Source organism: Acinetobacter nectaris CIP 110549 (assembly GCF_000488215.1).
In the GTDB taxonomy this organism is placed as follows: domain Bacteria; phylum Pseudomonadota; class Gammaproteobacteria; order Pseudomonadales; family Moraxellaceae; genus Acinetobacter; species Acinetobacter nectaris.
In genome coordinates this window covers 117,234-142,037 of the sequence record NZ_KI530712.1, presented here as the reverse complement: position 1 = coordinate 142,037, position 24,804 = coordinate 117,234, and the positions used below count along the sequence as shown (strand labels likewise).

25 protein-coding genes, 1 tRNA gene and 1 pseudogene are annotated in these 24,804 nt (G+C 36.9%); 20 read left to right on the top strand and 7 right to left on the bottom strand.

Features of this window, described 5'->3' with window-relative positions:
• The first annotated feature begins 2 nt into the window (after positions 1-2).
• The 9 genes from cyoB (at position 3) to P256_RS00750 (ending at position 7,825) form a co-directional block, all read left to right on the top strand.
• Positions 3-1,994, top strand: coding sequence for a cytochrome o ubiquinol oxidase subunit I (cyoB, locus tag P256_RS00790; protein ID WP_023271766.1), 1,992 nt, complete (start codon positions 3-5; stop codon positions 1,992-1,994).
• 4 nt (positions 1,995-1,998) lie between these two features.
• Positions 1,999-2,619, top strand: a complete 621-nt coding sequence (cyoC, locus tag P256_RS00785) for a cytochrome o ubiquinol oxidase subunit III (RefSeq protein WP_023271765.1) — start codon at positions 1,999-2,001, stop codon at positions 2,617-2,619.
• On the top strand, positions 2,616-2,942 hold the full coding sequence (cyoD, locus tag P256_RS00780) for a cytochrome o ubiquinol oxidase subunit IV (RefSeq protein ID WP_023271764.1): 327 nt from the start codon (positions 2,616-2,618) through the stop codon (positions 2,940-2,942). Before cyoC ends, cyoD begins: the two co-directional genes overlap by 4 nt.
• A 10-nt stretch (positions 2,943-2,952) precedes the next feature.
• Positions 2,953-3,840 carry a heme o synthase gene (gene cyoE, locus P256_RS00775; protein WP_023271763.1) on the top strand — a complete coding sequence of 296 codons (888 nt, stop codon included), beginning with the start codon at positions 2,953-2,955 and terminating at the stop codon, positions 3,838-3,840.
• Between the two features lie 171 nt (positions 3,841-4,011).
• Positions 4,012-4,401 carry a 30S ribosomal protein S6 gene (gene rpsF / locus P256_RS00770; RefSeq protein ID WP_023271762.1) on the top strand — a complete coding sequence of 130 codons (390 nt, stop codon included), beginning with the start codon at positions 4,012-4,014 and terminating at the stop codon, positions 4,399-4,401.
• 11 nt (positions 4,402-4,412) lie between these two features.
• Entirely contained in the window at positions 4,413-4,640 is a 228-nt protein-coding gene (gene rpsR, locus P256_RS00765; RefSeq protein ID WP_023271761.1) for a 30S ribosomal protein S18, read from the top strand.
• 8 nt (positions 4,641-4,648) lie between these two features.
• Complete coding sequence (rplI, locus tag P256_RS00760; RefSeq protein ID WP_023271760.1) at positions 4,649-5,095, top strand: 50S ribosomal protein L9; 447 nt, start codon at positions 4,649-4,651, stop codon at positions 5,093-5,095.
• A 132-nt stretch (positions 5,096-5,227) separates the two neighbouring features.
• Entirely contained in the window at positions 5,228-6,673 is a 1,446-nt protein-coding gene (gene dnaB / locus P256_RS00755) for a replicative DNA helicase (RefSeq protein ID WP_023271759.1), read from the top strand.
• Positions 6,674-6,811: 138 nt separating this feature from the next.
• Complete coding sequence (locus P256_RS00750; protein WP_023271758.1) at positions 6,812-7,825, top strand: helix-turn-helix transcriptional regulator; 1,014 nt, start codon at positions 6,812-6,814, stop codon at positions 7,823-7,825.
• 18 nt (positions 7,826-7,843) lie between these two features.
• On the opposite strand, the gene mnmG is transcribed toward P256_RS00750, so the two are convergent.
• Positions 7,844-9,724 carry a tRNA uridine-5-carboxymethylaminomethyl(34) synthesis enzyme MnmG gene (mnmG, locus tag P256_RS00745; protein ID WP_023271757.1) on the bottom strand — a complete coding sequence of 627 codons (1,881 nt, stop codon included), beginning with the start codon at positions 9,722-9,724 and terminating at the stop codon, positions 7,844-7,846.
• A 249-nt stretch (positions 9,725-9,973) separates the two neighbouring features.
• Between mnmG and P256_RS00740 the strand changes: the two genes are divergently transcribed.
• Positions 9,974-10,333, top strand: coding sequence for a hypothetical protein (locus tag P256_RS00740; protein WP_023271756.1), 360 nt, complete (start codon positions 9,974-9,976; stop codon positions 10,331-10,333).
• Positions 10,334-10,395: 62 nt separating this feature from the next.
• On the opposite strand, the gene glyA is transcribed toward P256_RS00740, so the two are convergent.
• Positions 10,396-11,649: a serine hydroxymethyltransferase gene (glyA, locus tag P256_RS00735; protein WP_023271755.1), complete on the bottom strand. Its 1,254-nt coding sequence runs from the start codon at positions 11,647-11,649 to the stop codon at positions 10,396-10,398.
• Between the two features lie 346 nt (positions 11,650-11,995).
• Between glyA and P256_RS00730 the strand changes: the two genes are divergently transcribed.
• Complete coding sequence (locus P256_RS00730) at positions 11,996-12,685, top strand: putative quorum-sensing-regulated virulence factor (protein WP_023271754.1); 690 nt, start codon at positions 11,996-11,998, stop codon at positions 12,683-12,685.
• 224 nt (positions 12,686-12,909) lie between these two features.
• Here P256_RS00730 and P256_RS00725 read toward each other — a convergent pair.
• Positions 12,910-12,985: transfer RNA gene (locus P256_RS00725), tRNA-Arg, on the bottom strand.
• 187 nt (positions 12,986-13,172) lie between these two features.
• On the opposite strand from P256_RS00725, the gene P256_RS00720 reads away from it, so the two are divergent.
• The 7 genes from P256_RS00720 to P256_RS00690 all read left to right on the top strand — a co-directional run bounded on the left by P256_RS00720 (position 13,173) and on the right by P256_RS00690 (position 19,558).
• Positions 13,173-14,108, top strand: a complete 936-nt coding sequence (locus tag P256_RS00720) for an ABC transporter ATP-binding protein (RefSeq protein ID WP_023271753.1) — start codon at positions 13,173-13,175, stop codon at positions 14,106-14,108.
• Positions 14,105-14,878, top strand: coding sequence for an ABC transporter permease (locus P256_RS00715; protein ID WP_023271752.1), 774 nt, complete (start codon positions 14,105-14,107; stop codon positions 14,876-14,878). Before P256_RS00720 ends, P256_RS00715 begins: the two co-directional genes overlap by 4 nt.
• A complete protein-coding gene (queF, locus tag P256_RS00710; protein WP_023271751.1) occupies positions 14,875-15,693 on the top strand; it encodes an NADPH-dependent 7-cyano-7-deazaguanine reductase QueF in 819 nt (272 codons plus the stop codon). Before P256_RS00715 ends, queF begins: the two co-directional genes overlap by 4 nt.
• Positions 15,694-15,813: 120 nt before the next feature.
• Positions 15,814-16,467 (top strand): hypothetical protein, encoded by a 654-nt coding sequence (locus P256_RS00705; protein ID WP_023271750.1) that lies wholly within the window; start codon positions 15,814-15,816, stop codon positions 16,465-16,467.
• Positions 16,468-16,559: 92 nt separating this feature from the next.
• The gene (gene rodA, locus P256_RS00700; protein ID WP_023271749.1) at positions 16,560-17,702 is read left to right on the top strand and encodes a rod shape-determining protein RodA; all 1,143 of its coding nucleotides are present in this window, start codon (positions 16,560-16,562) and stop codon (positions 17,700-17,702) included.
• 15 nt (positions 17,703-17,717) lie between these two features.
• On the top strand, positions 17,718-18,716 hold the full coding sequence (mltB, locus tag P256_RS00695) for a lytic murein transglycosylase B (protein ID WP_023271748.1): 999 nt from the start codon (positions 17,718-17,720) through the stop codon (positions 18,714-18,716).
• Between the two features lie 242 nt (positions 18,717-18,958).
• Positions 18,959-19,558, top strand: a complete 600-nt coding sequence (locus P256_RS00690; RefSeq protein WP_023271747.1) for a septal ring lytic transglycosylase RlpA family protein — start codon at positions 18,959-18,961, stop codon at positions 19,556-19,558.
• Between the two features lie 85 nt (positions 19,559-19,643).
• Here the strand turns inward: P256_RS00690 and P256_RS00685 are convergent, their stop codons facing one another.
• The 3 genes from P256_RS00685 to rpsB form a co-directional block, all read right to left on the bottom strand.
• The gene (locus tag P256_RS00685) at positions 19,644-20,120 is read right to left on the bottom strand and encodes a DUF3465 domain-containing protein (RefSeq protein WP_023271746.1); all 477 of its coding nucleotides are present in this window, start codon (positions 20,118-20,120) and stop codon (positions 19,644-19,646) included.
• A 69-nt stretch (positions 20,121-20,189) separates the two neighbouring features.
• Positions 20,190-21,065: a translation elongation factor Ts gene (gene tsf, locus P256_RS00680; RefSeq protein ID WP_023271745.1), complete on the bottom strand. Its 876-nt coding sequence runs from the start codon at positions 21,063-21,065 to the stop codon at positions 20,190-20,192.
• A gap of 138 nt (positions 21,066-21,203) precedes the next feature.
• Positions 21,204-21,956 (bottom strand): 30S ribosomal protein S2, encoded by a 753-nt coding sequence (gene rpsB, locus P256_RS00675; RefSeq protein ID WP_023271744.1) that lies wholly within the window; start codon positions 21,954-21,956, stop codon positions 21,204-21,206.
• 215 nt (positions 21,957-22,171) lie between these two features.
• Between rpsB and map the strand changes: the two genes are divergently transcribed.
• Together map and P256_RS12910 are read left to right on the top strand one after the other, a co-directional pair.
• Positions 22,172-22,999 (top strand): type I methionyl aminopeptidase, encoded by an 828-nt coding sequence (gene map, locus P256_RS00670; RefSeq protein WP_023271743.1) that lies wholly within the window; start codon positions 22,172-22,174, stop codon positions 22,997-22,999.
• A 245-nt stretch (positions 23,000-23,244) separates the two neighbouring features.
• Positions 23,245-23,649 (top strand): annotated as a pseudogene (locus P256_RS12910) (chorismate mutase); the annotation flags it as partial.
• A 36-nt stretch (positions 23,650-23,685) separates the two neighbouring features.
• Here the strand turns inward: P256_RS12910 and P256_RS00660 are convergent.
• A complete protein-coding gene (locus P256_RS00660) occupies positions 23,686-24,762 on the bottom strand; it encodes an acyltransferase family protein (protein WP_023271741.1) in 1,077 nt (358 codons plus the stop codon).
• Between the last annotated feature and the right edge of the window lie 42 nt (positions 24,763-24,804).

Sequence of the window (24,804 nt, the reverse complement as noted above, 5' to 3'; positions counted from 1 at the left end):
ATATGGACATGTTATTAGGTAAAATTGGATGGGGTGCCATCCCTAAAGAACCAATTGTCATTGTTACAGCAATTATTATGGCACTTGGTGCTATTGCCGTTCTTTCAGGCATTACCTACTTCAAAAAGTGGGGATACCTTTGGAAAGAATGGGCAACATCAGTAGACCATAAAAAAATTGGTATCATGTATATTCTTGTCTCTGTAATCATGCTACTGCGTGGCTTTGCAGATGCATTTATGATGCGACTTCAGTTATTCCTTGCAAGTAATGGTAACCCTGGTTACTTACACCCTGACCACTATGACCAGATCTTCACCGCACATGGTGTAATTATGATCTTCTTCGTAGCAATGGGTCTTGTTGTTGGTTTAATGAACGTTATTGTGCCATTACAAATTGGTGCACGCGACGTTGCTTTCCCTTTACTTAACCAATTTAGCTTCTGGGCTTTTGCTGGTGCTGCTGGTCTCATCATGGTATCACTTGTACTTGGTGAGTTTGCTGCGACAGGTTGGTTAGCATACCCTCCTCTTTCTGGTATTCAATATTCTCCTGGTGTCGGGGTCGATTATTGGATTTGGGCACTGCAAATATCGGGCTTAGGTACACTGCTTACTGGTGTTAACTTCCTCGTCACGATTATTAAAATGCGTGCACCAGGCATGAAGCTTATGGATATGCCAATCTTCACATGGACTGCTTTATGTACTTGTGTGCTGATTGTCGCAACATTCCCAGTGCTTACTGCTACTGTTGCAATGCTTACACTTGACCGCTACTTTGATTTCCACTTCTTTACGAATGACCTTGGCGGTAGTCCAATGCTCTACGTAAACTTGATTTGGACATGGGGTCACCCTGAAGTTTATATCCTAGTATTACCAGCATTTGGTGTTTACTCTGAGATTGTTCCTACTTTCTCACGTAAAGCACTCTTTGGCTATAAAACTATGGTATATGCCACAATTGCAATTGCTGTACTTTCATTAGTTGTATGGTTACACCACTTCTTCACTATGGGTGCAGGAGCAAACGTCAATGCCTTCTTCGGTATTATGACAATGGTTATTGCAATCCCAACAGGTGTTAAAATCTTCTCATGGTTATTTACCATGTATAAAGGTCGTATTACCTTTACATCTCCAATGCTTTGGACACTTGGCTTCCTTGTGACTTTTGGTATCGGCGGTTTAACAGGTGTACTTATGGCTGTTCCACCAGCTGACTTCTTGGTACATAACTCACTATTCCTTATCGCTCACTTCCATAACGTAATTATTGGTGGTGTTGTATTCGGTCTATTTGCTGCAATTGTCTTCTGGTGGCCAAAAATGTTTGGCTGGAAGTTAAATGAAGCATGGGGTAAAGCATCTTTCTGGTTCTGGTTCTTTGGTTTCTACTTTGCATTTATGCCACTTTATATCCTTGGTTTCATGGGTATGACTCGTCGCTTAAATACATATGACAACCCAGAATGGACACCATATTTAGCAATTGCTATGGTTGGTGCAGTTCTTGTCGCAATTGGTATCCTTTGCTTTATCATGCAAATCGTTGTTGGTTATTTACAACGCAACGACAACATCGACTACACTGGCGATGCATGGGATGGCCGTACATTTGAATGGTCTACATCATCTCCTGCACCATTTTATAACTTTGCTTATATTCCAAATGGCGAACATATCGATCGTTTTTGGTTAGACAAAGAAGATGGCGTTGCTTATATTAAACCAGAAAAATATGAAGATATTCATATGCCAACAAATCGTTCGGCTGGTTTTGTGATGGCTATACTCATTACAGTGTTAGGCTTTGCACTTATTTGGCATATTTGGTGGTTAGTATTTGTAAGCTTTGCTGCAACTATTATTACTTTGATTAGAAGTTCTTACACCAAGAAAGTTGACTACTACGTTCCTGCTGCAGAAGTTGAGCGCATTGAGAATGAACGTTATGCCATTTTAGAAAAACACTTGAAGAAGGACTAAAAGGATGGCTGAAGTACTTCATCAACAAGGCCATGGGCATGATGATCATCACCACGATGATACAGATATCACTGTCTTTGGTTTTTGGACATATTTAATGAGTGACCTCGTATTATTCGGGACACTCTTCATTGCCTATATTGTTTTACATACACATGTTCCTGCAGGAACACCAAGTCCAAGCGAATTATTTGGCGAATCATTAAGCTATGTTTTAATTGAAACATTTGCCCTTCTGATTTCCTCTGTAACTTTTGGTTTTGCGGTTCTTGCTCGACATAAAAACAATGCAAATGGTGTAATTACTTGGCTAATTATTACCTTTCTATTTGGTGCAACCTTTATTGGTATGGAACTCAATGAATTCCACCATTTAGTTATGGCAGGTCATGGTCCAACACATAGTGCATTCTTATCAGCTTTCTTTACATTGGTTGGAACACATGGTATCCATGTAACATCTGGCCTTGTATGGATGATCGTATTAATTTTTCAAATTAAAAAGAATGGTTTGACATTACCAAATACGCGTCGTTTAGCATGCTTAAGTTTATTCTGGCACTTCCTTGATATCGTTTGGATTTGCGTATTCAGTGTTGTTTACTTGATGGGAGCTATCTCATGAGTCATGATCACCACACAGAAAACAGCGCTCACGGTAGCTTAAAGCAATACACTATTGGTTTTATTCTATCTATTATTCTTACCATTATTCCTTTTGGTATGGTAATGACAGGTGGATTTAGCCATACATTATTGCTTTCAGTAGTAGGTATTACAGGTATTGTTCAAGTTCTTGTACAGTTGATTTTCTTCTTACACATGAACTCATCTGAAGAACAGCGCTGGAATGTAATTGCCTTTATTTACACCATCTTGACTATTGCAATTTTGCTTATTGGTTCTGTTTGGGTAATGAATTACTTACATTACAACATGATGATCTAAACTGGTTGTCATGCTGAAACAATATATATTCCTGACAAAGCCAGGGATTCTATTTGGTAACTTCGTTACCACTTTGGGTGGCTTCTTCTTAGCCGCCCAAGGCTCTGTGAATATCCTGTTACTTCTACTCACTCTCATAGGTACAACACTTGTTGTTGCATCTGGGTGTGTTGTAAACAATTTTATTGACCAAGATATTGACCCTAAAATGCAACGAACAAAAAATCGTGCATTGGTCACTAAAGTCATTCAACCATCTATCGCATTATGTTTTGCTTTTGTTCTAGGTAGTCTTGGTTTAGCTATCTTATGGTACTTTACGAACATATATGCTTTTGGTTTTGCCGTACTTGGTTTTGTTGTTTATGTATTCTTTTATAGTTTATGGTCTAAACGAACTTCAATTCACCAGACTGTAATTGGCAGTATTTCAGGTGCTTGCCCACCTGTTATAGGCTATACAGCAGTTGCACATCAATTTGATATCGCAGCTTTACTTGTATTCCTTGCCTATGGTTTATGGCAAATGCCTCATTCTTGGGGAATTGCAATTTATCGTTTCGATGACTATAAGCGCGCAGGCATTCCTATTTTGCCTGTTGCACGTTCGATTGCTCGAACAAAGTTAGAATGTTTAATATATGTGATCCTATTTACAGCTGTATTAAATGGCTTATATTGTTTTCACTATACAAATATTTTTTTCTTAATTACTTTTAACGCACTTTGTGCTTATTGGTTATATTTATCCATCATCGGTTTCAAGAAAATGGATAAAGAGTGTGAGAAAAATTGGGCAAAACGCTATTTTCTTTATTCTGTCATTTTAATTACAGCATTAAGTATTAGTTTTAGCTTTAGCTACCAATCTCCTGCACCATTCCTACCTATTTTCTAATTTAAGATAGAGTGCTGCTTCACTCTATCTTAAAGCAAATTAATCTTGAATTTTCATAAAAAACTATATAAAATCCTCAACTCGCTTTTGCGACATACTGTAATCACAGTATGACTCCTTGCTTTTAATTAATATTTTTTTAAAAGCTGCATAAACCGTAAGGAGCTGACAATGCGTCACTACGAAATCGTAATTCTGGTACACCCAGACCAAAGCGATCAAGTGGTAGGTATGGTTGAACGCTATATCTCTCACATCAAAGAAGCTGAAGGTCAAATTCACCGTTTAGAAGATTGGGGCCGTCGCCAATTGGCTTACCCAATCAACAAAATTCATAAAGCACACTACATTCTAATGAACGTTGAATGTGGTCAAACTACGCTTGACGAATTAAACGAATTATTCCGTTACAACGATGCAATTATTCGTAATTTAGTTATCCGTCGTGATAATGCAATTACAGAAGAATCTTTGCTTGCTAAAAGTGCTGAAGAAAAGCGTGCGCGTAAAGCTCAACGTGAAGAAGCACAACAAGCAACTCAAGAATCTGCTGAAGCTTAAGGAGAACATCAATGGCACGTTTTTACCGTCGTCGCAAGTTCTGCCGCTTTACAGCTGAGAATGTTGCATACATCGACTATAAAGATATCGATACTTTAAAACAGTATATCACTGAAAACGGCAAGATCGTTCCTAGCCGTATCACTGGTACAAAAGCACGTTATCAACGTCAATTAGCGCTTGCTGTTAAACAAGCTCGTTTCTTGGCTTTGATTCCGTACACTGACAACCATAAGTGAGGTGAGCTGTGGACGTTATCTTATTACAACGCATTAAAAACCTTGGTAAATTAGGCGACAAAGTAGCTGTTAAAGCTGGTTATGGTCGTAACTTCTTGATTCCTCAAGGTAAAGCAGTTGCTGCTACTGAAGCAAACACAGCTGCTTTCGAAGCTCGTCGTGCTGAACTTGAAAAAGAAGAAGCTGCAGTTTTATCTGCTGCTCAAGCACGTGCTGACCAATTAAACGAAGTAAACATCGTTATCACTGCAAAAGCTGGTGATGAAGGTAAACTATTCGGTTCTATCGGTACTCGCGATATCGCTGATGCTTTAACAAATGCTGGTCTAAATGTTGACCGTGCAGAAGTTCGTTTACCAAATGGTGCACTTCGCCACACTGGTGAATTCAACATCGCAATCCAATTGCATCATGATGTTGTTGCAGAAGTTCTCGTTACTATCGTTTCTGAGTAATTTCTCTGCATAAAAAAGAGCATGCCTTTGCATGCTCTTTTTTTGTTTTTATAGTTCTATAATTTTGTATCATTTCTCGTTAAAATAACTCATCCAACTCTCTGCTTTTCTATATGAACGCTAAGGTTATTTATGTCTCAGGCGAATGCCCCACTTGCACCATCATTAAAAAATGATAACAAAAACTCATCTGAGTCAAATCAACTCAAAGAGTTTCGTACACCACCACATAATTTGGCTATTGAGCAGGCTGTACTTGCAGCATTAATGACTGTTGCCGAATCATTTGAGCAAGTTGGTGATACACTCACTGAAGAAGATTTCTATGCAACACGCCATAAATATATCTTTCGTGCAATAGATCGACTTGCGAAAGATAACTCTCCATATGATGCTGTATTGGTTCATGACTGGCTAACCAAGCAAAGCCTACTTGATACTATAGGTGGAGAAGACTATTTAATGCAACTGATGTCAGACTCACCTTCTAGCTTCTATAACTTAGAAACATACGCCCATAAAATTAAAGAATTTGCGACATTACGTAGCATGATCAAAGCAAGTAATGAAATTTTACTCAATGCTTATGATACAAAAGGTCGTACTGTTTCAGACTTACTCGACCTTGCTGAAACAAATATTTTCTCAATTGCTGAACAGCATAACAACAATAAAAAGAGTGCAGGCCCAAAACCAATTACTTCTGTTGTTTCAGACGTATTTAACAAACTGAGTGAACTCTCTCAAATGGAAGGCAATATCACAGGGCTTTCTACAGGTTTTTTAGAACTAGATAACAAAACGTCTGGTATGCAGGCAGGAGACCTCATTATTGTTGCTGCACGTCCATCTATGGGTAAAACAACATTTGCAATGAACCTCATTGAAAGTGTTTTATTTAACTCAGATTTGCCTGCATTGGTCTACTCTATGGAAATGCCAGCTGACTCAATTGCAATGCGTTTAATTTCTTCTTATGGCAAAGTGCATCAAGGCCATCTTCGCTCAGGGAAACTAGACAGTGATGAATGGTCAAAAGTAACAGGAACAATTTTACAACTGCAAGAAAAATCACTCTATATAGATGACTCTTCTGCTCTTCCACCGACAGAGCTAAGAGCCCGTGCGCGTAGAATTGCAAAACAACATGGTGGAAAACTTGGCTGTATTATGGTCGATTACTTACAGCTCATGAAAGTACCTGGTATGGGTGACAACCGTGTAGGTGAAATTTCAGAAATTTCTCGAAGTCTAAAAGCATTGGCAAAAGAAATGAACTGCCCTGTTGTCGCACTATCTCAGCTCAACCGTAGTTTGGAAAACCGACCAAATAAGCGTCCTGTGATGTCAGATTTACGTGAATCCGGTGCGATCGAACAAGATGCCGATTTGATTATGTTTATTTATAGAGATGAAGTCTATAATAAAGAATCGAAAGAAGCTGGTACTGCTGAAATTATTATTGGTAAGCAACGTAACGGCCCTATTGGTACCGTTAGACTTGCTTTTGAGGGTCAATATACTCGTTTTAGCAATTTATCACCTGAGTACTACAATCAATTTGATGATGATGAATAACTAGCTAGGTGGCTTTATTATTTGATAAAGTCACCCTCTCCTTTAAATATCATATTAAAATCTACTAGCCTCATCTCATCTTTTTAGCGTAATATTTCAAAATACAATCTAACATTTTCACTTAATTATTCATCAATTATGTCTATACAAGAAAAAGACACCTCCAACAGCTTATACCGACAATGGCAGATTTTGTCTCGGCTCACAGCAGGTACATGGACGGGTACTAGAACACTACAAGAAATATTAGAGCGAGAAGGTGTTGCTATCAGTTTACGTACTATTCAACGTGATCTGAATCAACTTGCTCAACGATTCCCTATCGAAAACAATGGAGAAACACCGCAAGGATGGCGTTGGCAAGCAAATGCACCTATTCAAAGCCTACCACAGATGACAAGCTCCCAAGCTGTTACTTTTATGATGGTTGAGGAACACCTAAGACATCTACTACCACAAAGCTTAATTGAAGAAATGAACCCTTGGTTTGATTTAGCAAGGCATAGCTTATCTACACAAAATAATGTGAGACAGTGGATTAACCGCGTACGCATAGTGCCTGCATCACAACCGCTCATCCCACCTATTGTCAATAAGGTTGCTCAACAAGTAATTTATGAGGGATTACTGCAAGATAAACAACTAGAGTGTATTTATCAGGCACGGACAAATCAGGGGGAAAATAAAACTTATATACTCAACCCTTTGGCTCTCGTGCAAAAAGGAGCAATTATTTATCTTATTTGTACTCGGCATGATAAATCAGATGTTCGCACTTTTGCACTCCATCGATTTAAATCTGCTACCGTCTTAGATCATCGTGCATTACACCCTGCTAATTTTAACATTGATGAATATATAGAATCGGGTGCACTTGGTTTTAGAGTTAACTATGATCAACCTACAAAAAATATTCAGCTTAAACTAAAAATGACTGAAAATACGGCTCAGACTTTTTACGAAAGTAAATTAAGCCTAGACCAAGAAATTGAGCCTATAGATGAAAATATTGTTGAAGTTTCTGCAACAGTACCTTTCACCTCTCAACTGGTATGGTGGCTCAGAAGCTTTGGCAAAAAAATTCTTCATATAGAACCATATATAGTGGCACAGCAAGTATATGAAGTAGAAGAAAAAAAACCTGCACAATAATGCAGGTTTTTTAAAATTTTATGCAATTTTACGCGAACTATTATTTTTACGAATCGTAATCATAATTAATTGTACTGCTGCTGGCGTTACACCAGGAATACGATTTGCTTGTGCTAAAGTTTCTGGTCGCACAGCTTTTAACTTCTGGGTAATCTCTCTTGATAGACCCGAAACAATATCATAATCGAAATCAATAGGAATTTTTGTTTCTTCCAAACGTTTTAACTGTGCAACATCATCTTGTTGACGATTGATATATCCTGCATATTTTACAGCAATCTCAATTTGCTCACCCACTTGTTCTGTTACTTCAGAGCCTGTAAGTTCTGCAATTTGCTTAAAGCTCACTTTAGGACGCTTTAATAGATCAATTGCACTACATTCTTTGCTTAAGTCTGCACCAGTCATCTCTACGAATTTTTTACCCATTGGGTTATTTGGCGCTGCCCATAAGTGCTGTAACCTTGCAGTCTCGGTTTCAACTGCTTCCATTTTCTCGCAGTACGTTGCCCATCTTGCATCATCTACAAGCCCCATTTCACGCCCGATGGCTGTTAAACGCTGATCCGCATTATCTTCACGAAGCATTAAACGATATTCAGCACGTGAAGTGAACATACGATACGGTTCTTTTGTACCAAGCGTAATTAAATCATCAACGAGAACACCCATATAAGCTTCATCACGTTTTGGTGTCCATTCCTCTTGTTCCCAAGCACGGCGTGCTGCATTTAATCCTGCAAGAAGACCTTGAGCACCAGCCTCTTCATAACCCGTTGTACCGTTAATTTGACCAGCAAAATATAAGCTATTAATGGCTTTCGTTTCTAACGTAAATTTTAATGCTTGCGGGTTAAAGTAGTCATATTCAATTGCATAACCTGGACGCAAAATATGTGCATTTTCCATACCACGGATTGAACGAACCAATTTAAACTGAACATCAAATGGAAGCGAAGTAGAAATACCATTTGGATATAACTCATGCGTAGTTAGACCTTCAGGTTCGATAAATACCTGATGAGAATCTTTATCTGCAAAACGATGAATCTTATCTTCAATAGAAGGACAATAACGAGGACCTACACCTTCAATTACACCTGTATACATTGGTGAACGATCTAAGCCACTGCGAATAATGTCATGAGTTTGTTCATTAGTATGTGTAATATAACAATTCACTTGTTCTGGATGCATAGATGCATCACCCATAAATGACATTGTTGGTGATGGAAAATCTCCAGGTTGTGCTGTCATTACAGAAAAATCAACAGAACGCGCATCAATACGTGGTGGTGTACCTGTTTTTAAACGACCGACAGGTAACTGTAACTCTCTAAGGCGATCTGCTAACGCGATTGAAGGAGGATCTCCCGCACGGCCACCACTCGATTTTTGTAAACCAATATGGATAACACCGCCCAAGAATGTGCCTGTTGTTAATACAACCGTTTTAGTCTCGAAATGGATTCCCATTTGAGTGACAACACCTTTAACAGTATCACCTTCAACAATAATGTCGTCTGCAGCTTGCTGAAAAATATCTAAGTTTTTTTGGTTTTCTAAGGTATCTCTAATCGCAGCTTTATACAACACTCTGTCAGCTTGAGCACGTGTTGCTCTTACTGCCGCACCCTTTCTAGAGTTTAAAATACGAAATTGGATACCTGCCTTATCGGCTGCAAGCCCCATTGCCCCGCCTAGTGCATCAATTTCACGGACTAAGTGAGATTTTCCAATACCACCAATTGCAGGGTTACAGCTCATCTGCCCTAAAGTCTCAATATTATGAGTCAGTAGCAACGTCTGTCGGCCCATACGAGCTGCTGCAAGTGCGGCCTCCGTACCAGCGTGACCACCACCAATAACGATAACATCGTAAACTTTAGGATAATGCATAATATTAGCGTCAGAAATAAAAAAGACCCAATATTATAGCAGAAATATTATTTTAAAGATGCTTTTTAGAGATACATTTACATTTTATACAAATCACACAAAACAACATGTATTTGCATTTAATATCATTTACTCACAAAGGAGCATATTTATTTTACTAAAAAGGCATGACATAACTATGCTGTTTTTTTATACTAAATGTACGCATTAAAATCCAACTACAAACAGATCACATAAGGAATAAGAGCAATGAAAAATAAATTTTTAACCGCTGCATTATGTGCAAGCCTTGGGCTTGGTCTAGCAACAATGGCTCAAGCACGAGAACATGATGAAAATAACTATAATCCACAGCGCTTTGCACAAGTTTGTCGAGGCAAAACTGTTGGCGCACCTGTTTCTTTTGCAGCAAATGGTATTCTTTGGAATGGTACTTGCCAAGCGCAATTTATCCCTGCAAAACCAAGTAAAGCACTTAAAGGCGATGAACCTGAATTATCAAGCGTATGTAGCACAAACCCTTCATCTAAAAGCGTAAATATTGCTGGCCAAAACTTTACTGGTAAATGTGCCCTTGCATTTACACCTCCTAGCCCTCAACACCCATAATTCACTATTAAAATAAAAAACGGTCAAAATGACCGTTTTTTTATTTGCATCTATACTAATAATTACTGAGCATATACAGGAAATTTAGCACATACTTCTGACACTTTATCTTTTACCGCAGCAATTACAGCGTCATCACCTTTACTATCAAGGATATCAGCAATCCAATGAGCAAGGTCTCTTACTTCGCCTTCACCAAAACCGCGTGTAGTCACAGCAGGCGTACCAACACGAATACCTGAAGTTACAAACGGAGAACGTGGGTCATTTGGAACAGAGTTTTTATTTACAGTAATATGTGCAGAACCTAACCATGCATCTGCTTCTTTACCTGTAATATCTTGTTTAATTAAAGAAACAAGTAATAAATGGTTATCTGTACCACCAGATACAACTTCATAACCACGTTCCATTAGAACTTCGCCCATTGCCTTCGCATTTTTAACAACTTGTTGTTGGTAAACTTTATATTCAGGCGTCATTGCTTCTTTAAAGCAAACTGCTTTACCTGCAATCGCGTGAACCAATGGACCACCTTGATTACCAGGGAATACTGCTGACTGTAGTTTCTTTTCAATTTCTTCATTTGCTTTCGCAAGAATAAGACCTGAACGCGGGCCACGTAGTGTTTTATGTGTTGTTGTTGTTGTTACATCTGCAATTTGCACAGGGTTTGGATAAACACCAGCAGCAACTAAACCAGCAACATGAGCCATATCTACAAATAAGTACGCACCTACTTTATCTGCAATATCACGGAAACGTTGCCAATCTACAATACGGCTATATGCAGAAAAACCTGCAAGAATCATACGAGGCTTATGCTCTAAAGCTAAACGCTCTACTTCTTCATAATCAATTTCGCCAGTTTCTGGGTTTAAACCATATTGAACAGCGTTATATGTCTTACCCGAAAAGTTTACTTTAGAACCGTGCGTTAAATGCCCACCATGCGCAAGACTCATACCAAGTACAGTATCACCTGGATTAAGTAATGCTAAATATACTGCTGCATTGGCTTGTGAACCTGCATGTGGCTGAACGTTTGCATAATCAGCACCAAAAAGTTCTTTTGCACGGTCAATCGCCATTTGTTCGATTACATCTACGTATTCGCAACCACCGTAATAACGCTTGCCAGGATAACCTTCTGCATATTTATTTGTTAATTTACTGCCTTGTGCTTCCATAACAGCAGGAGAACAGTAGTTTTCAGATGCAATAAGTTCAATATGAGCTTCTTGACGAGCATCTTCAGAAGAAATTGCTTTTGCTAATTCTGGATCAAATTCAGAAATTGAGATGTTGTCAAACATTAGCGAGGGTCCTATTAATTAGGGCTTTTAAGCCGTGCTAAAATCGAAGTTTATTCTAACACGAACTTTTATTATTTTTTGCATGAAGTTTCATCAAGATGCAATAAAAAAACCTCATCTTTATACATTAATTAATTTTTTCAATTATTTATTTTATAAATTCTAATTGTATGTTTAAATACATGATTATTTAAAATAAATCTATCAATACTCTTAATTTTTTGTATTAAATAACATAAACACTTTTGGCTTAAATTTTTTTTACAGCGATACAAAATATTTCTCTCATGTCTCAATATTATAAAAATGCTAATATAGAAGATAAAATTTTAGACCTTTAAAACGTATGCAAAGCATTATATTAGATACTGAAACACACAACTTAAACGGCCTCCCAATAGAAATTGCTTATGCACCTATTGAGCTCAATGCGGGAAAGCTAACGCTACATAAAGACCAGATTTTTGATCAATTTTATCAAGTTGGCGAACCGATTTCATATGCTTCGATGGCTGTTCACCATATTTTAGAGTCTGATCTTGAACAACAGCCTTTTTATACTGAGTTTCAGCTACCCAAAGAAACAACATATATTATTGGGCATAATATCGATTATGACATTAAAGCAATTTCTTACTGTGGAATAGACACCAAAAATATTAAGCCTATTTGTACTCTAGCTCTTGCACGTGCTGTATGGCCAGATGCAGAGGCACATAATATTTCAGCTCTGATTTACCAAATTAGTAAAGGCAGTTCAAAAGCAAGAGAACTATTAAAAGGTGCACATAGAGCAGATGCAGATATCATTTTAACTGCAAATATTTTAATGCATATTATTGCACATACAGGTGTAAATAATATCGAAGAGCTTTATAAAGCCTCTGAAGATGCACGTATTCCTAAAATGCTTAACTTTGGAAAACATAAAGGTACAGCTATTTCAGACTTACCTAAAGACTATGTTCAATGGCTATTAAAGCAAACCGAATTAGATCCATATTTAAGACAAGCTTTAGAAGCTAGCCACTTATAATTGTTAGATATTTAAGACTTACATGGATGTGAGTTATAAAAAATTCTAAAAGTACAGTCTTAATGTTTTTTCTTTTACGGTAACCGTTTTTCATGATTAGCCACTTACCGCAAAAATTGCAAGAATCCACGAAAAGTGATGAGAGGTCATGATAACAAATATATGCTGGATTCTTTATATTTCAATGGTTTTGAGAGGAGTTGAGAAGATATGACATGATCAATTGGTACGCCCAGCGGGACTCGAACCCACTCCACAGGCTTCGGAAACCTGTACTCTATCCAGTTAAGCTATAGGCGCATTATAATAATTGCAGCGACATCATAACAAAAAAAAATATAAAATACAGTCCCTTCAATTCCCAGTGAATCCTTATGTCTATCATTTAATCATTCTTTTTTAGAAAGACTGAATTACAACATGACCACTTGGTTTATTGAAAATAATCAATCACAATATATCGTATCTAATTATACGTGAGAAATTCATGACTGATGCTTTAATGCTTCACGAGTTGTCAAAAACCTATAAAAATGGTTTTGAGGCACTCAAAGGTGTCAATTTAAATGTACCTGAGGGTGAATTTTATGCGCTACTTGGTCCTAACGGCGCAGGAAAATCGACAACAATAGGCATCATTAGTTCATTAACCAAAAAAACTGCTGGCAATATAGAAATATTTGGTCATGACTTAGATACACACCCATCAGAAGCAAAACAATGTTTAGGTGTCGTCCCTCAAGAATTTAACTTTGGTCACTTCGAAAAGACCTTTGATATTCTAGTGACTCAAGCAGGCTATTACGGTATTCCCAAAAAAATCGCAGAGAAACGTGCAGAACATTACCTAGAAAAACTAGGTTTATGGTCTAAAAGAAATATGCAAGCAAGGATGCTTTCTGGTGGCATGAAACGCCGCTTAATGATTGCACGTGCAATGATGCATGAACCCAAATTACTTATTTTAGATGAACCAACCGCAGGCGTAGATATTGAGCTTAGACGCTCTATGTGGGAGTTTCTAAGTGAAATGAATGAAAATGGTACTGCGATTATTCTTACCACGCACTATTTAGAAGAAGCAGAAATGCTGTGCAGACGCATTGCCATTATCGATCATGGTGTCATTAAAGAAGATACCTCAATGAAAAGCTTTTTAAGTCAACTGAATGAAGAAACTTTTATTTTTGACTTAGAGGAAGCAATTGAACCCGTATCTATCGAAATTATTGGTATTCAGTTCAATTTAGTAGATAGCATGACTTTAGAAGTGACAATGGACAAGGCACATGCTCTCAATGAGCTTTTCCAACTTTTTGAAGCTTTAGGTATAAAAGTCCGCAGTATGCGCAATAAATCGAACCGATTAGAAGAGCTATTTGTTAAAATGGTAGAGAAAAACTTACAAGGAGCATCTTCATGAATATGAATCAGCTCTGGACTGCGCTTTGGACACTTGTAACAAAAGAAGTCAGACGTTTTATGCGTATTTGGCCACAAACACTTCTACCACCTGCAATTACAATGAGCTTATATTTTGTCATTTTCGGCAACTTAGTCGGTTCGCGCATTGGAGAAATGGGTGGCTTTAGTTACATGCAGTTCATTGTACCTGGCTTAATTATGATGTCTGTCATTACCAACAGTTATTCGAATGTATGTTCAAGTTTTTATAGTGCCAAGTTTCAAAAAAGCATTGAAGAACTTATCACAAGCCCAGTACCACTCTCATTAGTACTTTGGGGCTACGTCATTGGTGGAATTTGTCGCGGTGTACTGGTTGGTTTTATTGTCACTATAGTCAGTCTATTCTTCACCCATCTTGAAATACATAATATTTTCATCACTGTTTATACTGTCATTATTACAAGCCTTCTTTTCTCTATTGCTGGCTTTATTAACGCTGTGTATGCACGCTCTTTTGATGACATTTCAATCGTACCAACATTTGTACTTACACCGCTCACCTATCTTGGCGGTGTATTTTATGCAATTAGTACACTTAGCCCTTTTTGGCAAAAGCTTTCTCTCATCAATCCTATCGTATACATGGTCAATGCATTTCGTTATGGCATTTTAGGTCATAGTGATGTAAACGTGACAACATCACTACTTGTGATTACACTATTTTGCGCAGTTTTCTATGCATTTGCTTACTATTTATTATCTCGTGGTTCAGGAATACGTGAATGAGTGTCGAACAGTCTTTATTAGGTAAAGAAACCCAATACCCTACCCAATATCAGCCTGATATTTTATTTCCAATTCCTCGTGAGCCATCTCGCGAGGCATATGCTTCTATATCAGAGGTGCAACAGGGCAATGATTGGTGGCATGTTTTTGAATTGTCATGGCTCAATTCACAGCACATTCCACAGGTTGCGATTGGACGCTTAAACATTCCTGCCAACTCAAAATATTTAATTGAGTCTAAGTCTTTAAAACTTTATTTCAACAGCTTAAATTTCACTTGCTTTGCAAACCACTCTGAACTCGTTCAAACTGTTGAAAAAGATCTTTCTCAAGCTGCACAAGCACCTATTACTTTAGAACTTACTCATCCAAATGATTTATTAGTCAATCAACCTGAAGGTTCTTGTTTAGATCACTTATCACCGCAAAAACTATCACAGCACCCAGATGCATCTTTACTTGAATTAGATTCAACATCAAGTCAAGAAACAGAAGAATATTTATATTCAAATTTATTGCGTAGCAACTGCCCTGTTACGGGACAGCCCGATTGGGGAACAGTTTTTATTAGATATGAAGGTAAAAAGATCTCTCATGAAAGCCTTTTAGCTTATATCATTTCTTTTAGACAACATAATGGCTTTCACGAGCAATGTGTAGAGCAAATGTTTGCAGAAATTTGGCAAAATCTTCAACCAAACAAATTAATGGTTTATGCCGCTTATACACGTAGAGGTGGTTTAGATATTAATCCTTGTCGTGTTTCCCATCTATCTTGGCTTCCTCAAACTCCCCTACGCCTATCTAGACAATAACCCAAACTTAATAGAGATATACTTTAAATATAAGGTATATCTCTTAATATTTATATACTTCATTACTAATTTCTTCTTATAATACAACTCGTTTCATGCCACCAACAGAGTGAAAAATTCATGGCACATTTTGGTTTTATTCCATCTCCGACTTTACTCACAAAAATTCAAGAAATTATTCAAAAAAAAAATGACTCAGAAGAACTCTACCCATTAAGAAATGATATTGCTTTACTCATTAATAAAGAAATTATTCAGGCACTTCTTATTAATGTCGTTGAAGACTTCCCTAAAAATGAAAAACGAGACATTGCCGAAAAACTAGCTCGATTTATCGAATCAAGTGTATCTGCCTTGCTTAAACAATTGCTTGGTAAAGCCTCTAATAAAACAGTTCAGCAATCTATCCAATTTTCAAAAAAAAGTATATTTAAAGTAGATGAACAAGACTATGTTGGTGAGCAACTCGAGTCCCATATTACCATCAACCTAAAAGAAAACTTTTCTCAGCTTAAAAAAGGAGAAAAAGTCGACTTATTCCTATTGGCTGAACACTACAAACTCTTTGCAGATGAAACCATTCGTTATTATATGCACGACTTTTATCAAACACTTGATTTAGGCATGATTAAAAGAAAAGCGGCTGATATTGGCTGTACAGGCATTACAAAAGCTGTTCATATTGCAATAGACAAAATTATTCCTCGTTTAAATAAAGAAGAGTTAAAAATCATTGCACACCATCATGACCAACTATTCTTTAATACACCCTAATTTGTGCTATTTTTTTGTATTCATCAGATAAGAAAATATCTTGATTATGTTAGCATTCAGCTCTGCTGATCATCACCAATTTAGACAATACCATGCCACCAAGCTCACAATATAAATTCTTACGACAAGCACCTCGTGATGGTCTGAGTACAGCAATGCGACCATCACGTTGGCAAAAAATTCATGTTGATCCATGGCTCTTCTTATTCTTACTTCTTTGTGCATGTTTAGGGCTTGTTGTCCTTTATAGTGCATCGGCACAAGATACAGGACTTGTAACCAAGCAAGCGATTAGCTTTGGTATTGGCTTTATTGTCATGGTTGTGATTGCACAAATTCCACCAAAAGTATTCCAAACATTTTCACCCTATTTTTATATATTTGGCATTGTTTGTTTAGCCGCGGTCAAAGCTGTTGGTGAAATTAGATTAGGTGCGCAGCGATGGCTTGATGTCCCTGGTATAGGAAGTGTTCAGCCTAGTGAATTTATGAAAATTGGTATGCCAATGATGGCAGCATGGTTTCTAACCAGATACCCTCTTCCACCTAGTTTTAAAAGTGTTTTTATTACGCTTATTCTCATTTTTGTTCCTTTTATTCTTATTGCAGAACAACCCGACTTAGGTACATCTCTTCTTGTTTTAGCAAGTGGTATTTTTGTACTTTTCTTAAGTGGCTTATCTTGGAAACTCATTGCAGCAGCAATTGCAGCAGCAGGTCTTATTATTCCTATCGCTTGGGAGTTTTTATTACATGATTACCAAAAACAGCGCGTACTTACTCTTTTAAATCCAGAAGCTGATGCACTAGGTACAGGTTGGAATATTATTCAATCTAAAACAGCAATTGGATCAGGTGGATTTTCAGGCAAAGGGTTTTTACATGGAACACAGTCACATTTGCACTTCCTACCTGAAGGACATACCGACTTTGTGATTGCTGCATATTCAGAAGAGTTTGGACTTATTGGAGTCACTTTACTTATTCTTCTATATTTCGCAATTATTTGCCGAACTTTTCAAATTGGGATGAACTCTTTTCACAACTATGGACGCTTACTCGCAAGTACCTATGGTTTGTCATTTTTTGTATATGTATTTGTCAATGCAGGAATGGTCAGTGGTATTTTACCAGTTGTAGGTGTACCTCTACCATTTATGAGTTATGGTGGGACAGCAATTATTACACTCATGACAACGTTTGGAATTGTGATGTCAATACATACACATCGATAATATATTGGAAAAACTATGTGGCTAAAAAAACTAAATAAGATTGGTCAGCACATTACTATCTTAAGTACTGCTTTTTTATGTACCTCTTTTTGTCAGGCAAATGACTTTATAAATGCACCCAATTATGATGCATTCAAACAAAATGCAATGCAAAAATATGGTTTGAGTTCAGACCAAATTGACCAAGCCATGGCTGATGCAAAAGCACGGCCGAATATTTTAAGCATTATGCAACGTCCGGGGGAAAGTAAACCGTGGTATCAATACCAAAGTATGTTTCTAACTTCAGGAACAATTCAAAAAGGCATTCAATTTAAAAGCCAATATGCCGATGCTCTACAACGTGCAGAGCAACAGTTTGGTGTACCTCAGTCTATTATCCTAGGAATACTTGGTGTTGAAACAGGCTTTGGTAGCAATAAAGGTTCTATTATTACCCGTGATGCACTTGCTACACTTGCATTTGGCTACCCTAAGCGTGCAGATTACTTTAGTGATGAACTCGGTGCGCTCATCGCATGGGCATATAAAGATGGAGATCCAATTTCTTCCATCACAGGCTCATATGCAGGTGCAGTTGGCTACCCTCAATTTATGCCAAGTAACATTGCGAAATATGGTGTTGATTATGATGGGAATGGTCATGTTGACTTAAGAAACTCTGCACCCGATGCAATTGCTTCAATTGCAAACTATTTAGCACAGCAAGGTTGGCAGAAAGATCAGCCTATTGGATTTCCTGCACAATATAAAGGTAATAATCCAGATGCTGTTATCTCACAAAATTTAAGCAACCCTTTACCCTATGGATTATTAAGACAACAAGGTGTTCAACCACTCAACCCTCTAGTCAACATAGATGATCTTGAGCTTGTTAATTTAATACAATTACAAGGCGAATATGGACCTATTTATTATATTACCTATCCTAATTTTCAAGTGATTACCACCTATAACCGCAGCCGTATGTATGCAACAGCAGTATGGCAACTCGGTAATGAAATAGAAAATTAAAAAAAATATCTAAAACTTCATTTTTGAAATATTTCATTACATATTTGATTAATTAGTAATCAAAAAAGCTTTTGAATGCGGACTTTTTGTAACTATACCATATGGTAAGGTAGACACTACTTGTATTTGACGCATATTATTCATGCTACGTCAAATACAGTAGCCGAAGTCTATTTATAGACAGATGTTATTATTTTTCAATAGTTTACATTGAAAAATAAAACTCTTCTAGGAGATTATTCATGCGCTTCCCCGTGAAAGCCCTTGTGGCAGTAACCTTCGGGTTAGTACTGTCACAAACCCAAGCCGACTTAGTTCAATCATCTTTCAACAATGTTGATAACGAAAGTGAAAACTTAGCCGCACGTGTTGTTAATCGTGACAATGATTCAAACCGATATATTCCGTCTTTTAATCACTTTTCAAATTCAGAAGACCGTATCCGTAATCAGACACTTGCATCAAAAGTAACTGTACCAAAAGATGAGCCATCAATGATTGATCGCTTAAATACAGTTGCATCAAATACTGTACGTCGCTTTACACAAACAGGTATTGCATCTTGGTATGGTCGCCAATTCCATGGTCGCAAAACTGCCAATGGTGAAACATTCGATATGAATGCACTCACTGCTGCCCATAGAAGCCTCCCTCTTAACTGTTATATCCGTGTGACAAATAAAGATAATGGTCGTAGCGTTGTAGTTAAAGTTAATGACAGAGGCCCATTCCATGGCAATCGTGTCTTAGACCTTTCTTATGGTGCAGCCAAACGTATTGGTCTAACAAATGAAGGTACAGCAAAAGTAAGTATCGAACGCGTAGATGGACCAAACTCATAATTATATTTTACACTGAAGCTTTATAATAATCTCTTCTATATATTTGACTTAAGCCACAAAAATTGTGGCTTTAATTTTATCTAAATTACTGATATATCGTACCAGCAACATTTAGCCATCCATCTTCATGCTTCTGACGAGGGTCTTTATGTGTCCAGTGTAGAACTCCACCCTTTTCATTATACTCATACTCTCCCTTAAACTTAACGGTCTCACCAACTGCTAATTTAGGAATTTCAGATGCAAGGTCGATATTATGTGCAACAAGAATAGTAAGTTTATTCCCAACATCTAGAATAAATTTTTGATGGCGAGAACCTTCATTATCTGTACGTAATACTTTCTTAACAACACCCTCACCTTCAACAATAACATTACTTTGATGATTTTTGTAAGCTTGCTGAATTGTTTGATTTTCAGAAACATTCTGCTTATTTTGTGGCTGCTGATAGACAATATTTGTTTTAGGCTGTGGTTGATGTATCTTTTGAAAAGATTTATATGCGAAAACACCTATAAGAATTGCCACAATAAATATAATAATATTTTTATTCTTATTCATTCCAATTACCTCTAAATACACCGATGTATAAAAAAAGCCCCAATAAAGGGGCTTTTTCACTAGGCTAAATTATTTAGCGCCAGCTTGTGCAGCAGCAACTTCTTCAGCGAAGCTTAATTCTGCTTTTTTCTCAATTCCTTCACCTACTTCAAAGCGAACGAATTGTGCTACAGTTGTACCTGTAGACTTAAGTATATCAGCAACTTTCTTATCGTTGTCGATTACATACATTTGACGCTCAAGCGTAACTTCATTCAAGTATTTTTCAACTGAACCAGTAACCATTTTTTCAACGATGTTTGCAGGCTTACCAGATTCAATTGCTTTTGCTTCAGCAATTTCTTTTTCTTTTGCAACAAGCTCAGCAGGAACAGATTCTGCATTTACTGCAACAGGGTTAAATGCAGCAATGTGCATTGCTAGACCTTTACCAGTATCTGCATCACCAGTGTAAGATACAACAACACCAATTTTTAGACCATGCTTATAAACAGCTAGGTTTTCGCCTTCAATGATTATTGCACGACGAATTTGGATGTTTTCACCAATTTTTTGAACTAATGCAATACGTGCTTCTTCAATAGTTTGAGTTTCATCAAACTTAACTTCAGCAAGTTTTGCAGCATCAGTTTCACCAGTTGCTAAAATAATTTCAGCGACTTGGTTAGAGAATTTTGCAAAGTTTTCGTCTTTTGCAACAAAGTCAGTTTGGCAGTTAACTTCTACTAGTACAGCTTTATTACCATTTTGAACAATTGTAATTGCACCGTCAGCAGCAATGTTACCTGCTTTTTTAGCAGCTTTTGCTTGACCAGATTTACGAAGGTTATCAATCGCAACTTCGACATCACCATTCGCTTCTGTTAAAGCTTTTTTGCATTCCATCATTGCAAGACCAGTACGGTCACGTAATTCTTTTACCATGCTTGCAGTAATTGCAGTCATGTTATTCTCCTAAATAAGGTAGAAAGTAAATCTTTTAAGAAAAACGGCCCAAAAAAGATATGGGCCGTTTGCTTTCTCTCGACGCTTAATTTGCCACCATTACATGTCGCAAAAATGACAAGCTTGCGTCAAAACGCATTAAGCCTCAGAAGCAGCTTCTTTTGCTTCTTCAGTTTTAGCTTGAGCATTCGCTTGAGTTTGAGCGTATTCTTTACCAGCAAGAATCGCATCAGCCATTGCAGAAGCATAAAGTGTTACTGCACGGATCGCATCATCATTACCAGGAATGATGTAATCAACATTGTCTGGGTTAGAGTTTGTATCAACGATACCAATTACAGGAATACCAAGGTTCTTAGCTTCTTTAATTGCAATCGCTTCGTGATCAACGTCGATTACAAATAATGCGTCAGGTAAACCACCCATGTTTTTAACGCCGCCTAAAGCACGCTCAAGTTTTTCCATTTCACGAGTACGTTCTAATGCTTCACGTTTAGTAAGTTTAGCAAAAGTACCGTCTTGTGATTGAACTTGAAGGTCTTTTAAACGGTTGATAGATTGGCGAAGTGTTTTCCAGTTCGTCAACATACCACCTAACCAACGGTGATCTACATATGGTTGACCAGCGCGTTGAGCTTGTTCACGGATGATGCTTGCAGCAGCGCGTTTTGTACCCACGAATAAAACTTTGTTCTTTTTGCTAGCCAATTGGTTTGCATAGTTCAAAGCATCATTTAACGCTGGAACAGTGTGCTCAAGGTTAATGATGTGAATTTTATTACGTGCACCAAAAATGTATTGACGCATTTTTGGGTTCCAGAAACGTGTTTGGTGACCGAAGTGTGCGCCTGCTTGAAGAAGGTCGCGCATACCTACGTTATAATCTGCCATTTTAATACCTTTAATTTGGGTTAGGCCTCCATATGTCCTCATTCTCCACCCAACTTTGGGCACCCAGAGCAATGTGTCGACATATGTGCGGATTTTTTCTTAACGCCTTGTCATTTACTTACGAGAATATCAATTTATTCACGAAAAGCATTTGATAAAACGGGTGCGTATTTATACCATAGTCACACACAAATTACCAAAAGTTTTTAGAGATCATGAATAGTACTTACGAAGCTCCGCGTCGACTAATCAAAACACCAGATGAAATTGAAAAAATGCGTGTGGCGGGACGTTTAGCAGCAGAGGTGCTTGATATGATTAAACCTCATATCAAGGCTGGGGTAAGCACGCTTGAATTAGATCAAATCTGTCACGATTATATTGTGAATGTTCAAAATGCAATTCCAGCATGTTTAGGCTATGGTGCCGCACCGGGTCGTGCTGCATTCCAGCATTCTATTTGCACCTCTGTTAACCATGTTGTTTGCCATGGTATTCCCTCTGAAAATAAAAAATTAAAAAATGGAGATATTCTCAACATTGATGTCACTGTAATTAAAGACGGATATCATGGGGATACAAACATGATGTATGTTGTTGGTGGTGAAACTTCAATTTTGGCAAATCGCCTTTGTAAAGTGGCACAAGAAGCCCTTTATCGTGGAATTGCAACTGTAAAACCTGGCGCTTATGTTGGCGATATTGGCGCAGTCATTCAAAAGTATGTTGAATCTGAAAGATTTAGTGTCGTTCGTGAATATTGTGGTCACGGTATTGGTCTAACATTCCATGATGAACCACAGATTCTTCATTACGGCCAGAAAGATACGGGTATGCGTCTTGAAACTGGTATGACTTTCACCATCGAACCAATGGTAAATGTAGGTGTTTGGCAAACAAAAACATTAGGTGATAAATGGACAGTTGTAACAAAAGATCATAAGTTATCTGCACAATATGAACATACGCTTTTAGTTACAGATACGGGTGTTGAAATTCTAACACCTCGCCCTGAAGAAGACCTTAGCCGTTTTGGTCAGTAATTGATGCTAGGGGTCGAAATCATTATTTCGACCCCTTTATTTTAATAAATAAAAGAACTTCAGCACAGTATAAATTTTGCTATATTCAGATTTTACCTTTCAGTATTTTGTTATGTATAAATCAGTTATTTTTCTCTGCTCTATTTTATTTTCAGTACATACTTTTGCACAAACATCCTCACCTTTATTCAATTTGATAAACCAACGTTTAGCATTTATGCCAGATGTAGCAAGATGTAGCAGCAAATAAATATCAAACACATCAACCTGTAGAGGTTTTAGATCAAGAACAAAAGGTTCTTGAAAAAACACTCAATATTGCAGATATAGAAGGATTAAATCCCGAAAGCGTTAAACCATTCATTGTAGCTCAAATGAATGTCGCAAAAGCAGTCCAGTATCGTTATATTGCCGATTGGCTCTCAGAACCAAATATTCAATTACATCCTGAAAGCTTAGATCATATAAGAACACACATTTCAGACCTCACAGTACAAATGATGAAAGAAATTGCTTCAACACTAAAAAGAAATCCTAGCTATACTTTTAACCAAAATGATTTCATGCATGAAGTTAAATTCAAACATTTAACCCCATCTGATCAAAAGTACTTACTTTCAACCTTACAGCAAATAAAATTAAAAAATTAACTTTCTTAATATAAAGGTTGATACCTCTATAAGGTCTCAACCTAGTTTTATAAATTTTGATCTAATTTTTTTATTCATTGGACGTGAATAATATTTTTCGATCAAAGAACCCAACATCATACTTAAACCCAAATAAATAATACATATAAACCATTTTGTTAAATCATTAGTTGTACTTGGAATATAATTCATTTTAACTAGCCCAAGTATAACCAAGTGAAATAGATAAACTTCATAACTCCGATGACCTAGCCATATAAATGGGAAAAATATTTTTTCTTCGCTTATTTTATTTTGATATGCATAAATTAATAGGGCTGTTAAAATAGCAAAGACGGTCATACTCCAAGTACTCACGAGTTTTATTGGTGCATAACAGTACAAAAATATCATTAATAAAATAATAAGATACCTAAAATTATAAAATAAATAGCTATATTTTCTTCTATCAAAAAATAAACCTAAGAAGCACCCTATTGCGATTGCATCAAAACTTGAAAAATAGTGATACAAGTATGCTTCGTTAGCATTTAAATAAAAATTAGATCGATAATATATAGCGTACAACGTCGTAAAAATTAATAATATAACGATATACCGACGCTTCTTTAGAAAAAAACATAAGATTGGAAATACAAGATAAAATACTTCTTCAACAGATAAAGACCACAAAACACCCAATACGTAGTTAACCCAACCATAATGAATAACTAGAATATTCATACAAAATGTTAAAGCCGCTAAAACAGTAGCTGCATAAGAAACATGCATGCCATTAGGTTCATGATTTACAAAAACTGGGAAATTTGCCCAAACAAGTAACGATACTAATGCCACCAATAAAAATAAACACGGTAGAATTCTTGCTGCACGTCGAATATAAAAGTCTTTAAAATCAATACCTGAAATATTTCCATATCTATTGAGGCTATTGCGAGTAATTAGAAATCCAGAAACAACAAAGAACATTGTTACACCATAATTTCCATTACGGCATAAAATATTAAACCAAGCTAGGTGTAATTTATATGGAATATTAAAATGATGTAAAAGAACAAGAAGAATTGAAAAACCTCTAATAATATCTACAGAAAATATATGATTTTTATTCATGTTATATTTAATATGTCTCTTGTTATATAAAAAATATTAACA

Coding starts and splice junctions, on each gene's coding strand:
- P256_RS00705 (WP_023271750.1), top strand. CDS start 15,814: ATGGCACATTTTGGTTTTATTCCATCTCCGACTTTACTCACAAAAATT.
- P256_RS00715 (WP_023271752.1), top strand. CDS start 14,105: ATGAATATGAATCAGCTCTGGACTGCGCTTTGGACACTTGTAACAAAA.
- P256_RS00685 (WP_023271746.1), bottom strand. CDS start 20,120: ATGAATAAGAATAAAAATATTATTATATTTATTGTGGCAATTCTTATA.
- dnaB (WP_023271759.1), top strand. CDS start 5,228: ATGTCTCAGGCGAATGCCCCACTTGCACCATCATTAAAAAATGATAAC.
- rodA (WP_023271749.1), top strand. CDS start 16,560: ATGCCACCAAGCTCACAATATAAATTCTTACGACAAGCACCTCGTGAT.
- P256_RS00660 (WP_023271741.1), bottom strand. CDS start 24,762: ATGAATAAAAATCATATATTTTCTGTAGATATTATTAGAGGTTTTTCA.
- rpsF (WP_023271762.1), top strand. CDS start 4,012: ATGCGTCACTACGAAATCGTAATTCTGGTACACCCAGACCAAAGCGAT.
- cyoB (WP_023271766.1), top strand. CDS start 3: ATGGACATGTTATTAGGTAAAATTGGATGGGGTGCCATCCCTAAAGAA.
- P256_RS00690 (WP_023271747.1), top strand. CDS start 18,959: ATGCGCTTCCCCGTGAAAGCCCTTGTGGCAGTAACCTTCGGGTTAGTA.
- P256_RS00730 (WP_023271754.1), top strand. CDS start 11,996: ATGCAAAGCATTATATTAGATACTGAAACACACAACTTAAACGGCCTC.
- cyoE (WP_023271763.1), top strand. CDS start 2,953: ATGCTGAAACAATATATATTCCTGACAAAGCCAGGGATTCTATTTGGT.
- glyA (WP_023271755.1), bottom strand. CDS start 11,649: ATGTTTGACAACATCTCAATTTCTGAATTTGATCCAGAATTAGCAAAA.
- queF (WP_023271751.1), top strand. CDS start 14,875: ATGAGTGTCGAACAGTCTTTATTAGGTAAAGAAACCCAATACCCTACC.
- mltB (WP_023271748.1), top strand. CDS start 17,718: ATGTGGCTAAAAAAACTAAATAAGATTGGTCAGCACATTACTATCTTA.
- tsf (WP_023271745.1), bottom strand. CDS start 21,065: ATGACTGCAATTACTGCAAGCATGGTAAAAGAATTACGTGACCGTACT.
- P256_RS00750 (WP_023271758.1), top strand. CDS start 6,812: ATGTCTATACAAGAAAAAGACACCTCCAACAGCTTATACCGACAATGG.
- cyoC (WP_023271765.1), top strand. CDS start 1,999: ATGGCTGAAGTACTTCATCAACAAGGCCATGGGCATGATGATCATCAC.
- P256_RS00740 (WP_023271756.1), top strand. CDS start 9,974: ATGAAAAATAAATTTTTAACCGCTGCATTATGTGCAAGCCTTGGGCTT.
- P256_RS00720 (WP_023271753.1), top strand. CDS start 13,173: ATGACTGATGCTTTAATGCTTCACGAGTTGTCAAAAACCTATAAAAAT.
- rpsB (WP_023271744.1), bottom strand. CDS start 21,956: ATGGCAGATTATAACGTAGGTATGCGCGACCTTCTTCAAGCAGGCGCA.
- map (WP_023271743.1), top strand. CDS start 22,172: ATGAATAGTACTTACGAAGCTCCGCGTCGACTAATCAAAACACCAGAT.
- cyoD (WP_023271764.1), top strand. CDS start 2,616: ATGAGTCATGATCACCACACAGAAAACAGCGCTCACGGTAGCTTAAAG.
- mnmG (WP_023271757.1), bottom strand. CDS start 9,724: ATGCATTATCCTAAAGTTTACGATGTTATCGTTATTGGTGGTGGTCAC.
- rpsR (WP_023271761.1), top strand. CDS start 4,413: ATGGCACGTTTTTACCGTCGTCGCAAGTTCTGCCGCTTTACAGCTGAG.